The following is a 14,913-nucleotide window of genomic DNA, read 5'->3' as shown; positions in this document are numbered from 1 at the left end:
AGGGCTTTTTTATGTCTAAATCAAAGAGTTTGGTATATTGGCGTTTGATGACTATTTATTTGTAAGGATCGGTACGTGAAACCAGTAAGTCGAGATTGGGACGAGTTTTGTTATCCGTTTATCTATGAAGACAGTCCTATCTGTGATTTTGAGATTTTGTCGGATGAACTTTGTTGCCGAGTTGGATTGGTGTTGTCTTTAGAGCTAGAGCCTCAGGTTCGTGAGATCCTGCAACGCTTGCAGCCAAACATCTATCACTTGAATGGCTCTGTGCGCGGTAAGCTTGCCATCACCGAGTCTGAATTGGTCGAGCTCAAGCAAGACTATCATCGTATCCGTGAGCAGCTAGAAGGCGGGTTCAAAGGGTTTGTCTTACCCGGCGGGCATCGAGTGTCTAGTGAACTTCACTTGTGTCGTTGTCAGGCTAAAAAGGTCGTGCGAGCTTTGGTGAGTATTGAACATCATGAAAGCAAAAAGTCGCCAGACCCGATTCTTTTCAAATACGCCAACTTAGTCGCGAACACACTCTATGCATTGGCGTCTTTTACCAATCATGTCAATGAAGTTGAAGAAGTGGAATTTGTGAGTAAGAGTTATTCTATGCCAAAGAAATCTTAAGGAAGAGCTCTATATTGATTCATATCTAATATCTAATCCTTAAGAAGCTAAGAAGCTAAGAAGCTAAGAAGCTAAGAAGCTAAACCATTAAGCATGATGCTAGGTTTAGCTTCCAAAATAGCGTCTAAGCAGCGGTAGAGGCTTCGTTTAAGACTTTTGCGCCGCGTAGCATGGCTTCGATTAATTCGCCCGCATTGAACTTCTCAAGCGCTTCATGTGCACCTACCTGATTGGCTCGGTCGACACAGATTTCACTGGACAGTGAGGTATGCAAAATACAGTAGGCATGACTCAGTGCGCTGTCATTTTGTACTTCAAACGCAAGCTCATAGCCATCGAGTCCAGGCATCTCAATATCACTCACGAGTAGATCAATTGCTGTACCTTTTGCGGCCTCGCCTCGCATCAGGTCAATAGCATCTAAGCCGTTATTACAAATGCTGTAAGGGATGTTGATGCTGTCTAAGGCATCTGATAGCTGTTTCCGCGCGATTAAAGAGTCATCAACCAATAAGATATTCAGCGCTTTGAGACGCTCCCTTTCTACATCGGTCAGCATTGGAATATGTGCGTTTTCATAAGCCGGGTAGATCTTAGAAAGTAATAACTCCACGTCGAGCATTTGCACGATACGATCTTCAAAACGCGTAATACCCGTCACAAACACATTACGACCCACGCTGGCCGGTGGCGATTCAATGCTTTTCCAATCACATTCAATGATTTTATCAATCGAACGAACCAAAAAGGCCACTACTGTTCTTAAACAATCGGTGACGATGAGCACACAATCTTGGTATTCAGCGGGTGTTATCGGTCGAAAGCCAATCGCTGCAGACATATCAATGACTGGAACCGTAAGATCACGGATGGTCACCGTACCAATCACGTGATGATGGGAGTATGGGATTTGAGTCATCGGCTGAAAAGGCACTATTTCTCTTACCTTAAGCGTGCCAATCGCAAAACTTTGAGTAAGGGATAATTTGAACATCAACATTCCCTGTGACTGACTCGCTTTACTGATCGGTTTGGCCATAGTGGCTCCTACTTAATACGCGCTTAATTTATAAGGATTAATTTAAAGGGAAACAGGGGTGTCGGCAAGTCACTATACGGTTTTTAGGGGCTTTAAGGCAGTTGTTTTCGGTTATAGAGTGAAGATTGACAGTTCTTGGGTTAAAATCACGCTAAACGCGCGCTGTCGATGGTTTTATGTCGACAAGTCGTTAGCGATAAACAGAATTACAACAGTCCGTTCATTAACGATGTTCTAAACCGTCGTAAGTAAACTGACCGCAACACACTGAGAATTATCATGGCAAGAACAGCAGCAGCGCTTCATATTTTGGTGAAGCACAAAGAAGTAGCAGAAGACATCATCAAGCAGCTTAAAAAAGGCGCTAAGTTTCAAACGCTAGCGAAGAAACATTCAACGTGTCCATCTGGTAAAAAGGGCGGCGACCTAGGCGAGTTCAAAAAAGGTCAAATGGTGCCTCAGTTTGATAAGGTTTGTTTCTCTGGCGAGACGCTAGTACCACACCTTGTAAAAACAAAATTTGGCTGGCACGTCGTGAAGGTTCTTTACAGAACTTAGTCATAAATATGTGTTAGATTGAATAAAAGGAGCGTATATACGCTCCTTTTTTGTCACTTTTTTGCGCATTTAAAAGCACTATGGCTGAGTGTTCATCCCAGACGTTATGCGATAATTGGCACTACGCCCTTGACTATCCGCCGTGACTAATCGGTGGGAGGAGGAGGGTTTTTAATGAGTAACTCATATAATAAATACCATTCTTAAGGAAATTTATGCAGCTTTGCCTTTTAGCCTTTGTATTTATCTAGAAAGCTGTAAACAAGTTTGGTAGGAGAACAACATGGATAGTTCAGCTATGTTAAGCAACCCAGCGACAGATGTGATATTGCATGCCTTTGACTGGTGCTACGCTGACGTAATGAAGAACGCCCCACTGATCCAAGAATTGGGTTATAAATCTGTTTTAGTATCACCGGCAATGAAGTCGTTACGCGGACCTAAAGGTTGCGACCGTGATTCTGGCACCCAATGGTGGCAGCGCTATCAACCACAAGATTATCGTGTGATTGATAATCAGCTGGGTGACACGCAAGATTTCACTGCGATGGTGAACACGTTAAAGCAACACGGGCTTCGTACCTATGTGGACGTCGTGTTTAACCACATGGCCAACGAGTCGGGTATCCGTGGCGATTTAACGTATCCAAATCAGCAAGACATGGCGTCTTATCAAGAAGATGCTGACTATTACGAATCTATACGTTTGTTTGGCGACCTTTCTAAGCCTTTATTTGATGAAAACGACTTTGTTGAAGCGTTTGGTATCAAAAACTGGAAAGACACTTGGGAAGTGCAGAACGGACGTATTACCGGTGGAGTTAGTGACCCTGGCTTGCCAACGCTGTTAGATAACGACAATGTGGTCGCTCAGCAGAGAGCTTACCTAAAAGCCTTAAAAGAGATTGGCGTGAAAGGGTTTCGCATAGACGCAGCGAAACACATGACACTGTCACATCTACGTAAGGTGTGGACTGATGATATCTGCGAAGAAATGCACATCTTTGGCGAGATCATTACTGATGGTGGTGCGACCAAAGAAGAGTACGAGTTGTTCCTTGAGCCTTACCTCAAACACACTCGCTTAGGCGCTTACGATTTCCCTCTGTTCAATACTATTTTCAAATCCTTTGAAGAGCAGGGCAGCTTTAAATCTCTGATCAACCCTTACTGTTTTGGTCAGGCGTTATCGAATATGCGAGCAATCACTTTTGCCGTCACTCATGATATTCCAAATAATGAAGTATTTTTGGATCACGTAATGGGTGAAGTTGACGAGCGATTAGCGCATGCCTTTATTCTTGGTCGAGACGGCGGTGTGCCGCTTGTTTACAGTGAACTGAGTACCAGCGGCATTCTGGATCAGAGTGGTCAGCCTCGTTGGCTTAACGATTGGCAAGCGCCTTACATGAAAAACATGATTCAGTTCCATAACCATGTTCATGGCGAAGCGATGCGTGTGGTTGAGGCAAATGATGATTTGCTGGTGTTTGTCCGTGGCGACAAAGGCATTGTGGTGATCAACAAGTCGAAGCGAAGTAAAACGGCATCACTGACTTGGACTGGTACAGTAACGGATTTGTTGTCTGGTGCAGTGTTTGATTGTGTCGATAAGACGTTAACCATTCAGGTTGAATCTAATCAGTGCATGATGCTGACGACCAATGAGTTCGAACCTGTGATGAGTTACGTCTAATCGGTTAGAAAGATAAGACTGAAAAGAAAGCCCCGCTTACTAGCAATCAGTAAGCGGGGCTTTTTATTTGAAGCTGTTTATTGGTTACTAAGCGGAGCGTTAGTTAAACAGACAGGCGATTAAACCGTGAACTTGTTCAATAGTTCATCCTGTGCACGAACATTGTCAGTTTGTACCTGCATTGCCGTGTTTGCTTCTTGAGCTGCGTTGGATACTTGTGTTGAAAGGTCTTTGATCTTAACTGTGTTGTTGTTGATCTCTTCCGCTACTAAGCTCTGCTCTTCTGCTGCTGAAGCAATCTGAATATTCATATCAGAGATACGCTGAATCGCGTCACGGATGCGGTCAAGTGAAGAGTTTGCTTGCTGAGCGCGTTCTACGGCGTCAGTGGCTGTGTCTTTACTTTGGTTCATCGCGTTCGATACTGAGCTTGCACCCGCTTGGAGTTGCTCGATCATGTTGCGGATTTCAGTGGTCGATTCTTGAGTACGTTGTGCCAGAGTTCGAACTTCATCGGCAACGACTGCGAAACCACGGCCTGATTCACCAGCGCGCGCCGCTTCAATCGCCGCATTCAACGCCAGTAGGTTGGTTTGGTCTGCAATATCGTTGATTACTTTAAGAATCGTTTCGATGTTGGCTGTCGCTGATTCCAGTACTTGTACTTCTGCAACCGCTTGGTCGATACGTGCTGAAAGGTTATCAATCGCTTGAGTGGTATCACTGACTACAGATGTACCGTCTAGCGTTGCTTCGTCTGCTTCACGAGCCGCTGCTGCTGCGCCTTGAGCGTTGTTCGCTACTTCTGTTGCAGTCACTGCCATCTCGTTCATTGCGGTTGCTAATTGCTCAAGCTCTTGCAGTTGGGTATTCATCGCGTTTGCTGATTCACCTGCACCTTTAACCGTGATTTCAGTACCACGCTTAATCTCAACACCAATCGCTTTTGATTGAATGATTTGGTTTTGCAGGTTTTCAGTAAAGGTATTGAAACCTTTTGCTAGGTCAGAGAACTCTTGGTCTGTGTTGGTATCTAGGCGCTTAGTTAAGTCACCTTGACCGCTCGCCACATCTTGAATTGCTTGGTTAAGCACATCAAGTGGACGCATTAACACACGAATCAAAACAGTCAGTGCAATGATGCTGAGAATAACCGCAATCAACGAGTAGATCATTGAGCTGTTTTTCAAATCTTCAACGGTTTGGTAAGCGATCTCTTCATCAAGGATTGCACCTATGTACCAATCTTCACTTGGGATGTGAGTGAAGTTCACTAGGAACATCTTGCCGTCGACTTCAATTTCTTGAGAGCCTTCACGAATGCTTGCTTGTGGCATGTAGCTTGAAAGCATTTCGCCATTGTTTTTCGCATTCGGGTGAGCAATCGTTGTGCCGTCGGCAGTGACTAGGAATAGGTAGCCAGCATCGAACAAGTTCACTTGGTTTACCAATGTCGCAAGGTTAGTCAATTCTAGGTCGTAGAACATACCTGCCGTGAAGCGGCCGTTGTCTTTAACTGGCGTACCTACAGAGATGATGACTTTCTTACTTGATGCATCCACATAAGGAGCGGTAACAACTAAACTGTTTTTGGATTTAGCATCAATGTACCAAGGGCGAATTCGTGGATCGTAATCAGGGCCAGCTTCCCAACCGTCATCATTTTCAATAACGAAACCGTTTGCTTCGTAACCAAAGCCAACCGCTAGGAAGCTGCTTTTAAGCTTTGGCTTTTCTAATATTTCTTTTACGTAAGTACGATCTTCAGGGTTGATCTCGATGACTTCAGTCGTCGATTGAGCCAACGCTTTCTTGGCGTTCATCTCTGATTCGACGGTATTTTTAACGCCAGAGACCATTTCTTTCAGGCTTGCATTGACGTGGTTTTCTACAGCACTTCTTACAGTGTAAAGTTGTTGTATTGAAAGCAATGATACTGTCACTAGCAGCAAGGCTGATGATGCAGCAACCACCTTATGGCTAAATTTCATTGAGTTTTCCCCTTCTCACAGACTTTGCGAAGACTAAAGTTAATCGTATTTTTGTAATTATATATATCGACTAGATTGAAATTTACTTGAGTTTAATTTCACAAAATAGACTACAAAAATACAACAACCCACACAATGCAAAATTCACTTATTTACATATTTGCTACTTTTGTTATTTGGTTCAATGAGTTGAAGAATTGGTTTAATCGGAGTGTAAGAGCATTAAGAATGTATTAATTTAGCGTTTATGTGTGTTGTTTTCTATTCTCAGACGAGAAGGAAGGTAAACAGATATGAAATTAAATGATATGCCAATTTTATATATTGGCTGTATTTCTGGTGGGTGGGTGAATGTATTTTAAGCGGGTAGGGAATGTATTTACTGGCAATAAAAAGCCCCACAAAAGTGAGGCTTTATAAAATAGTTCTTAATTGCGCTATATCAGTAGGGTCTAATTTAGAATATTAGATGTGCTACACCAGCGATAACCGGAAGTGTAATTAACGTACGCAGAATAAAGATAATAAACAGCTCGAGGATGTTCACTGGAATCTTACTGCCTAGAAGCAGAGCACCTACTTCAGACATGTAGATCAGCTGAGTTACCGACATTGCAGCAATAACAAAGCGAGTCATTTCGTTGTCGATAGAAGCCGCAAGGATTGCTGGGATGAACATGTCTGCAAAACCAACCACGATGGTTTCAGATGCCGCAACCGCTTCAGGAACACCAAGTAGCTCTAGGAACGGAATAAAAGGTTGACCTAGGAATGAGAATACCGATGTGTATTCCGCAATAACCAGTGCCATCGTACCAAGGCCCATCACCACAGGCAGTACGCCAAATACCATATCCACGGCGTTACGGATGCCTTCAGCAAATACTGACTTAGCTGACTTAACTTGTGATGCTTTGCTTACTGCTAGCTCAAGACCCCAAGAGAATGTTGAGTGACCCGCTGGGATAGCGTCAGCGTCTTTGTGAGGCTTGCTGCCATCAATGAAGGTGTCTTTCTTCATACTTAGTGGCGGAAGGCGAGGGATGATTACCGCAGCCACAATACCCGCTAGACAGATTGCTGCGTAGAAAGGCAGGAATAGGTGCTCTAGCTCTACTTGAGCAATAACCACAAGGCTGAACGTGATAGATACTGCAGAGAAAGTCGTACCAACAACCGCAGCTTCACGTTGAGTGTAGAATTTCTTTTCGTACTGTTTGCTTGTAAGAAGGATACCAACGCTGCCGTCACCCAACCAAGAAGCCATACAGTCGATAGCACTACGACCTGGCAGGTTGAAGATTGGACGCATCACTTTACTTAGCAAAGTGCCGAATAGTTCTAGCAGACCAAAGTTAAGCAGCAGTGGCAGTAGTAAACCTGCAAAGATAAATACTGAGAACAGTGTTGGAAGTAGCCCTTCTAGGACTAAGCCACCAGTGTTTTCTTCCCAGATAAACTCAGGGCCTACTTGGAAGAAAGCCATGAATGCTGCAGCACCACCGATCAGACGAACCAACAACCACAGTGGAGATGGATTGAAAAGGCCGTTCAAAAATGAGTTCGATGTAATGAATGCAGGCTTGAAAATGGTGCTTAAAACGGAAGCTACAGACATGAAGGCAACGATTGCAGTGATAATAGCAACTAGAGACTCACCGAAAACCGCTTGAATTGATTTAGCTAGAATAGCGACAGGGATCGTTAGATCACCTTGGTAGCTGATTGGTGCCATGAAAAGGAATAAACCAATCAGAGATGGGATTAAGAAAACCCAGAAACTGCCTTTAGATTTCTCTGGTTGAGCAGTATTCGTGTTGTTAGACATGTTAATTGTTCTCGTATTTCTACATGTAAAAAAGCCACATCCTTGGCGTTTTTATTCTCTAAACATCCGTATTTTCTCATTGGCTGCAAGATTACCCAGTATTGATAGTGCTTGCAATACTATTCATCAAATATCGCTAACTATTCACACTGGTTATTCTGCAACTCATTAAGAGTTTAGAATAAAGTGTTGCGGATGTTACGTAACTTGAAGATATATTGCCAGATATTTATAAATTGACTGGAGTTTCAGTTCGATAGGTCAGGTAGAGCCAGTAGCTAAATGCGATAATGAAGGCGAAAGAGGCAGGGAAAGCCAGCGCCAAAATTTCAAAGCGCTGGAACAGACAAGCACCGCTTAAACCACCAAACAGAAAGCCAACCACAATGAACATCAGCAGTTTGGCTTTACGACGGTCAAAAGGCATCCCCTTTAAGCGAGCACCAATCATGATCCCAAGATCCGTGATGATCCCGCTCATGTGCGTTGTTCGAATGATCGCACCGCTGTAAGTCGTTATCATCGCGTTCTGTAAACCACAGGCTGCTGAAGCGAAGTATTGACCTGAAGTGTAGCCCTGTAACAGTGCCCAAAGTGCTAAAAATAGCAATCCCCCTTCAATACACAGAGCAACGCCGTAGCGACGCCCTAACTTCAGTGCTTGGTTCTCAATAAAGAACCCGCTGAAGGCTGCACCTAACATAAAGCTCATGATAATCAGTAATAGATGTAAAGAAGCCGAAGTTGGTGTGAGCAGGCTACTGCCTAATAAAGACATGGTGCCTGAAATGTGGGAGATCGCTTGATGCTGAAAGCCGAGTAAGCCAATCGCATTAACACTGCCAGCAAGGCCTGCGAGTAGCAAAGCGCCGTATTCAACCCAGCGAGGTAGCTTAGAAATCATGTGGTTCACCCTGGGTTAAAAAGAGGAGCAGATTATAACGCTAGCGAAAAGATACGCTAGCGCTGTGGTGCGTTGATATTTGATCTTAGGCAACAGTATTGCAGTTTGTTCTAATGCAGTTGCTTTATCGAGATAAAGGTCAGTAACAGGCTAGTTGTAGTGACTCATTTGATGGTCAAATTTGACCCAGCCGTGTTTGCGTTCTTCGTAGACTGAAAAGCTCGGTAGCGGAAAGTCTTGCTCTTTAAATAATCCGAGCGGGACGATATAAAAATCGGCAGCAGCAACAGATTGTAAGAGCATGGTGGTGCCACACTTAGGGCAAAACTGATAGGTCACTTCACTGCCCGTATCACTGATGCGTGAGAAAGAGGTGACTTCTCCGTTTAATGTGACTTGTTCTATTGGGAATCGAGCCTGAACACCAAACACACTTCCGGTGCGTTTCTGACATTCATAGCAATGGCATACAGAGGTTCGTTGAGGTTCGCCTCGGCATACTAGGTTGACTGCTCCACAGCGGCATTCGCAACTTCTGATATTTCTATCTTTAATATGATTGATATCCATCCATGCTCCACTTCTGGTTAACCCTGTATTGATAATTATACTAAAGCCCTTTATGGTCTGCACAACTGGATGAAAACAAAAGAATATAATTGCTCATGAAAAAGAAAATCTTACCTATACCTCTGATTTTACTGATTCCAATTGTCATGCTGGTTGTCGTGATAGTGGCGGGTATTTATCGATTTAGCTTAAGTGACGAAGAGATCTTGGCGAAGTTTCCTTCTTCTCAAGTCAGTTATGACCCTGTTGTAGAAACCGTTTTTGATTTGAAGACGACCAACCCATGGACAATTAAAGTACCCGAAACCAACGCGTACGCTTTTATTAATGAAGTCGATGAACCTAGAGCTATAGCCTTTGGACGCTATGACTCGGGTGTTGAGCGTGGTGTGGTAACGGTAGACACCAACAACCTTTCAGCCGTCACGTTGAGCAAAGCGAGTTTCTTTGTCGCGCCGATGTGGGTATCTAACCAAGGCAGTGGTGTGTTCTATTATCTTGGCTTGTTTAAACATGACCAGCAGCGAAGCCGTGTCGTGCTAGTCGACCAGCTTTTTCTAGGCGATAGAGTGCAAATTCAGACTTTAGAGGTCGCTCAGCAGCAAGATTTACAATCCGCTAGCAAACAAACAGGGGAAGGTTTTATCGGCTTTACTCAGCATTCTGCGGAACAATCATTTGCAGAATCCCCTTCTGAAAAGGTGTTAATGAGCTTTTCTTTTGATACGCAATCAATTGGTAAGCAATAACGTTTTCGTTAATGCAAGGATCTGTTGTTTATGTGAGCTAAATTACATATTATCTTAATTAGATGAATGAAATTTAGACACTCCTTATACTTGGTGTCTGCCTATTTTTACAAATGGAGCTTGCGAATGATTAATAAACGTTTTTTTAAGACGAAAGATGAAGTTGAAGTGACCTTCGAGCTAGAAGCTCAAGAAGCGAACTCTGTATCCATCGTTGCTGACTTTCTTGATTGGAAAGCCACCCCAATGAAAAAACTGGCCAAAGGGAAGGTTTACAAGTTTAAAACTCGCCTACCTAAAGATGGCGAGTTTCAATTCCGCTATCTAGTTGACGACCAACAATGGGTGAACGATGCGAATGCTGATCGTTATATCCCGAATGAGTTTGGTGAAGACAATTGCTTGGTATCGACGGTTAACGCTTAATCGAGATGAAGTAGCGTGAATCAATAGAAAGCAGAAACTAGCCGTTTCTGCTTTTTTATTTTTTATTTTGGCGGTTAATATTATTAATCGTGAAGCGGGTTTCCACTTACGGTAACTCAATGACTTAGTCCAAATTGGGCAGATTCACATCATATTATGACAATGCAATGATGATTTATGCGTTTGAAAAGCATATCCTATGCCTTTATATCGTAGAAAGACCTGTTTACCGTGTATTCAAAAATATTTTCCTCTCCGTTTGCTGAGCTTTCACCTGTAAAAAAAGTAGCTATTTTAGGACTGCCACTTATTGCAGCGTTTGGTATTGCTTTGCAATCTTCAGAATCGGATCTGACGAAAACGATCGATCTTGATTTACCTGACTCAACCGTTATTGAGTCAATCCTATCACCTTCTTCTGTCGCGATTATCGAACCGCCGACGTTTGAGTATCAAATTCAAACGGGCGATAACTTGAGTAGCATTTTCACTCAACTTGGATTTTCTTATAAATCGATGATGAGCGTGATGGAAACCGATTTAAACTTCCTTGCCCTAGACACACTTCGTCCTAGTAACACATTACGTTTTTGGCGTGATGAGGCGACGGGCAATCTTTCCAAAATGGAAATTCAATTTAGTGTTGCGGATAAAGCGGTTTACCGACGACTTGAAGATGGCAGCTATGAATTTGAAGACATTTCTATTCCTGGTGAATGGAAACAAAAGCCTTTAGTGGGTGATATTCACGGCAGTTTCTCTATGTCGGCGAACAAGGTTGGCCTGAATAGTCTTGAGATTGACCATATTGTGACGCTTCTTAAAGATAAGCTGAACTTTAGCCGCGACCTGCGTGCTGGCGATCAGTTTGAAGTGCTTCAGAAAGCGCAATTTGTTGATGGTGTCGCAACCGGAAAGCGTGAAATCGAAGCGATTAAGATCATGAATCGTAATCGTGTTGTTTCTGCGTACTTACACACTGATGGGCAATATTACGATGCCAATGGCGATAGCTTACAACGTGCTTTCCAACGTTACCCTGTGAGCAGTGGATGGCGTCAGAGTTCTCAGTTTAATCCTAAGCGCTTACACCCTGTGACAGGGCGAGTCTCACCTCACAACGGTACAGATTTCGCGACGCCAATTGGTACGCCAGTTCAAGCGACGGGTGATGGTAAAGTGATCATGACCCGTAAGCACCCATACGCCGGTAACTACGTGGTTATTCAGCACGGTAGCACTTACAAAACACGTTATCTCCATTTGAGTAAGATCTTAGTTCGTAAAGGACAAACGGTATCTCGTGGTCAGCGTATTGGCTTGTCAGGTAAAACGGGCCGAGTGACGGGTGCACACTTGCATTATGAGTTAATCGAACGTGGTCGTCCTGTGAACGCGATGACAGCGAATATTCCGATGGCTGATTCAGTGCCTAAAAAGGAAAAAGCGACGTTCGTAGCGTCAAGAGATGAAGCTGATAAGCTGTTAAAGGTAGCTTTAGAAGCACAATCTAATAACAGTTAATAGATTTCTCTAAATTAGGCCGATTAATCAAGCCGCGAGAGCTTTTCTAAATATTTAAGTATTTAGTCATGCTTCGCGGCTTTTTAGATTTTGGTCTGGCTACTGCTTTATATTTTTAATTTTTATGGGCTTTGAATGAGTGCTTCTGAATGAGTCACTAAACTCACGATAGCTTCAGGTCGCATAGGAGGCGAGTATAGGTATCCTTGGATCTTGTCGCACCCCATATCGTGAAGTTTCTCTAGCTGTTCACGCTTTTCCACACCCTCTGCGACAAGTGATACGTTGAGTCGATGAGCAAGCTGGATGATCAACCAAACAACGCTCTCTGATGTCGAATTGGTGAGTAAATTTTGAATGAAAATGGCATCAATTTTAATGCAGTCAATCGGATAGCTGTGAATGTAATTCAAGCTAGAGTAACCGGTGCCGAAATCGTCTAGCGCAATCGTAAAGCCTTGTTCTCGCAAAAAGTTGAGTGCGTCTTTGGTGTCTTGAGTTGGAGATAGCAATACTGTTTCGGTCAGCTCAATAACAAACTCATCAGCCTTAAAGTGATGCTGTTCAATGGTTCGAGTGAGGTAGGAAATGTAACGCTTAGAGTCGGTAAGCTCATGGGCTGAACAGTTTATTCCGAGCTTAACTTTGTATCCTAAGCCTTGTTCTAATGTCGTTTTGGCTCTGCATACCAGTTCGATAATGCGTTCACCCAGCTCGACAATTAGCCCGGATTCTTCTGCTACTTGTATAAACTCAACTGGGGATATGTCGCCGTGCTTTTCCGTTTTCCAACGAGTGAGTACTTCGAAATACTTCCAACGTTTGTCTTGTTGACCAACAATCGGTTGAGCCACAACATACATTCCGCTGTTCAACGAGATAGAGTTTTCAAGTTCATTTCTCAAGGCCGTAATTAACTCGGTCTTTCTCTGATATCGAGCTCTTAAGTGGGTGTCATAGCACTTGATATGGGTACCCGAATATTGCTTACATTCTTTTAACGCCAAGCTGGTGTTGAAGATGATTTGCTCTACGTCTTTGCTATCTCCGGTTGATCCTGCGATGCCTATGCTGATATCAAAATCGATCCTAAGATCAATACTGTTATACCCCTGTTTTACTTTGGCGACGATTTGTTCACAAATTGCGGTTGGGTCGGCGTAATAGGTGATGAAGGCGAACTCATTTCCTGCCGTTCTAAAGGTGAGGTTATTTTCTGGGAGTGTTCGTCTCAAAATCTCAGCCAGATGTTGCAGTACCTTGTCTCCAACATAGTTGCCGTGAAGATCGTTAATCGCTTTAAAACTATTAATGTCCAGTATTGCTAACGTGAACGGTGTTGAGTTTTGCTGAGTGATTGATTCTAGCGTATCAGATAAACAACTGCGGTTAAGTAGACCTGTTAAGCTATCGTGTGATACTTCATAGCTGAGTTGATTGACCAGTTGCTCAGAGCGATCGTTGAACCACATCTCACGCAGGGTGTGGATGATGATATCCGAAAAAAGTTGATGATGTTTAATCGCTTCTTGTTGCTGAGCATTGCTCAGTGGGGAAGTAAACGTAGAAAAAAGTACCCCCATGACTTCACCGCTTCGAGTCCGTGTAGGAATCGCAATGGAATTCTGTGAGGTAATCTCTTGCCGAAAGGCAGATGTAGGTAATGATTTGACAACGTATTGAGCAAATGAGCAATCAGGGTGGTTTTGATTGACGGCTTGCTGATAGATTTGCCCATGACGAGGGTTGATTCTGTCATGCAAGACGTGATCAGAATGAGCAATAACTAAAGGAACAATTTGGTCTGGAAAGTACTTTTTCTCAATGATAGTGGTGTACTTAGTATTGAACATTTGGTGCAGGGTAAGCACTGCTGACTCCAAAAGGTCGATACCTTCCAACTTGAGCAAGCGCCCTATACGCTCAGTGTCTATCATATTGTTGTACGTTTGTTGAGTCATAGCTACCATCCCTAGTTAACCAGATCCAGCGTGTAAGCCTGTGTGTTTAGTTTGTACGCATCTATTCTTATATGCGCTTAGTTTATTATTGGCCGCGTTGTATCATTTTTCAAATTAAGTTGAGACTTATTTCACAAAATCTGGTTATTTCTCTCTTTATCTAGCCTATCTTTCAAATGGTCCAAAAATAACTTGGTTCGCGTATGTGAGTAATCAAGCTTAGGGTAGTACGCGTAAACCATCACTTCGTCGGCGGTAATATTTGGCAATACTGGAACTAATGTCCCTTGTTTAAGATCCTCTTTGATCATTGCTTTGATGGTTAACAGCACACCCATTCCTCGTTTCGCCGCGTGAAACAAAGCCTCAGGGTTGGTGGTCGCAAAGTTGCCGTTCAAAGTGATGCGCTGCCCTTTGGTGAGTGTGACTTCACGGGTAGGGCGCTCTCCCCATATTAAGGAGTTGTGTTGTTCTAAGTCTTGCTCGTTGGTGGGATAACCATGTTTGGCAAGATAACTCGGCGCAGCATAGAAACTGGCCTTGTGTTCAAACAGCGGTGTTTTCTTGAAGCTTAACGAGTTGAGCTGTTCCAGTTCTCGACTGATCACCAGATCCAAGCCCAGCTCTGGTAATTGCCCTGGCGTGGTCGTGATCAGCTGCACCTTAATATCTGGATACTTTTCTAAGAAGTCGTCCATGTATTGCACGAGAAACTTAGAGCCAACAGCAATCGTCGCGCCAATCTTTAAGAGGCCTGCCGGGGTTTGGTTAACCGAGCGAGTCTCATCAATAATTGATTGCCAATTGTCGAGTTGATCCTTGGCCCGCAAGTAAAAGAGTGCTCCCGCTTCGGTTTGGTTAATCGAGCGAGTGGTGCGTTTTAAAAGTTGTGTGCCGATACGCTCTTCGAGCCAGTTTACTCTTTTACTGATCGCCGAGCTGGTGGTGTTAAGTTTGCGAGCTGCACCATTGAAACTGCCTTCTTCCACTACTCGAACGTAGCTTTTTACGTTGAGAATCCAATCCATATTATTTCCTGTTAGGACTTA

Annotated in this window: 13 protein-coding genes; 6 read left to right on the top strand and 7 right to left on the bottom strand. The window is 43.5% G+C overall.

Annotation, left to right across the window (positions count from 1 at the left end):
* Nucleotides 1-75 precede the first annotated feature (75 nt).
* Nucleotides 76-618, top strand: coding sequence for an ATP:cob(I)alamin adenosyltransferase (locus tag OCU90_RS22140; protein WP_004731855.1), 543 nt, complete (start codon nucleotides 76-78; stop codon nucleotides 616-618).
* 124 nt (nucleotides 619-742) lie between these two features.
* Here OCU90_RS22140 and OCU90_RS22135 read toward each other — a convergent pair whose 3' ends face one another.
* On the bottom strand, nucleotides 743-1,657 hold the full coding sequence (locus OCU90_RS22135) for a chemotaxis protein (protein ID WP_017077393.1): 915 nt from the start codon (nucleotides 1,655-1,657) through the stop codon (nucleotides 743-745).
* 279 nt (nucleotides 1,658-1,936) lie between these two features.
* Between OCU90_RS22135 and ppiC the strand changes: the two genes are divergently transcribed.
* Both ppiC and OCU90_RS22125 read left to right on the top strand, forming a co-directional pair.
* Complete coding sequence (gene ppiC, locus OCU90_RS22130) at nucleotides 1,937-2,215, top strand: peptidylprolyl isomerase PpiC (protein ID WP_004731852.1); 279 nt, start codon at nucleotides 1,937-1,939, stop codon at nucleotides 2,213-2,215.
* Nucleotides 2,216-2,498: 283 nt separating this feature from the next.
* On the top strand, nucleotides 2,499-3,911 hold the full coding sequence (locus OCU90_RS22125; RefSeq protein ID WP_004731850.1) for an alpha-amylase family glycosyl hydrolase: 1,413 nt from the start codon (nucleotides 2,499-2,501) through the stop codon (nucleotides 3,909-3,911).
* Between the two features lie 119 nt (nucleotides 3,912-4,030).
* On the opposite strand, the gene OCU90_RS22120 is transcribed toward OCU90_RS22125, so the two are convergent.
* The 4 genes from OCU90_RS22120 to OCU90_RS22105 form a co-directional block, all read right to left on the bottom strand.
* On the bottom strand, nucleotides 4,031-5,902 hold the full coding sequence (locus tag OCU90_RS22120) for a methyl-accepting chemotaxis protein (protein ID WP_004731849.1): 1,872 nt from the start codon (nucleotides 5,900-5,902) through the stop codon (nucleotides 4,031-4,033).
* 457 nt (nucleotides 5,903-6,359) lie between these two features.
* Complete coding sequence (locus OCU90_RS22115; RefSeq protein ID WP_017089884.1) at nucleotides 6,360-7,730, bottom strand: YjiH family protein; 1,371 nt, start codon at nucleotides 7,728-7,730, stop codon at nucleotides 6,360-6,362.
* Between the two features lie 229 nt (nucleotides 7,731-7,959).
* Complete coding sequence (locus tag OCU90_RS22110) at nucleotides 7,960-8,634, bottom strand: YoaK family protein (RefSeq protein ID WP_004731845.1); 675 nt, start codon at nucleotides 8,632-8,634, stop codon at nucleotides 7,960-7,962.
* A 150-nt stretch (nucleotides 8,635-8,784) separates the two neighbouring features.
* On the bottom strand, nucleotides 8,785-9,267 hold the full coding sequence (locus OCU90_RS22105; RefSeq protein WP_017077401.1) for a GFA family protein: 483 nt from the start codon (nucleotides 9,265-9,267) through the stop codon (nucleotides 8,785-8,787).
* Nucleotides 9,268-9,299: 32 nt separating this feature from the next.
* Between OCU90_RS22105 and OCU90_RS22100 the strand changes: the two genes are divergently transcribed.
* From OCU90_RS22100 to OCU90_RS22090, 3 genes are all read left to right on the top strand, one after another.
* Nucleotides 9,300-9,953: a hypothetical protein gene (locus OCU90_RS22100; RefSeq protein ID WP_061022071.1), complete on the top strand. Its 654-nt coding sequence runs from the start codon at nucleotides 9,300-9,302 to the stop codon at nucleotides 9,951-9,953.
* 126 nt (nucleotides 9,954-10,079) lie between these two features.
* Nucleotides 10,080-10,379, top strand: coding sequence for an isoamylase early set domain-containing protein (locus OCU90_RS22095; protein ID WP_009845720.1), 300 nt, complete (start codon nucleotides 10,080-10,082; stop codon nucleotides 10,377-10,379).
* 231 nt (nucleotides 10,380-10,610) lie between these two features.
* Nucleotides 10,611-11,903, top strand: a complete 1,293-nt coding sequence (locus OCU90_RS22090; RefSeq protein WP_004731836.1) for a peptidoglycan DD-metalloendopeptidase family protein — start codon at nucleotides 10,611-10,613, stop codon at nucleotides 11,901-11,903.
* Between the two features lie 122 nt (nucleotides 11,904-12,025).
* On the opposite strand, the gene OCU90_RS22085 is transcribed toward OCU90_RS22090, so the two are convergent.
* Entirely contained in the window at nucleotides 12,026-13,864 is a 1,839-nt protein-coding gene (locus OCU90_RS22085) for a putative bifunctional diguanylate cyclase/phosphodiesterase (RefSeq protein WP_061022069.1), read from the bottom strand.
* Nucleotides 13,865-13,995: 131 nt separating this feature from the next.
* On the bottom strand, nucleotides 13,996-14,892 hold the full coding sequence (locus OCU90_RS22080; RefSeq protein WP_004731832.1) for a LysR family transcriptional regulator: 897 nt from the start codon (nucleotides 14,890-14,892) through the stop codon (nucleotides 13,996-13,998).
* Between the last annotated feature and the right edge of the window lie 21 nt (nucleotides 14,893-14,913).

Origin of the sequence: Vibrio splendidus (genome assembly GCF_024347615.1) — a bacterium.
GTDB lineage: Bacteria > Pseudomonadota > Gammaproteobacteria > Enterobacterales > Vibrionaceae > Vibrio > Vibrio splendidus.
This window is presented reverse-complemented; position numbering and strand designations above follow the sequence as displayed.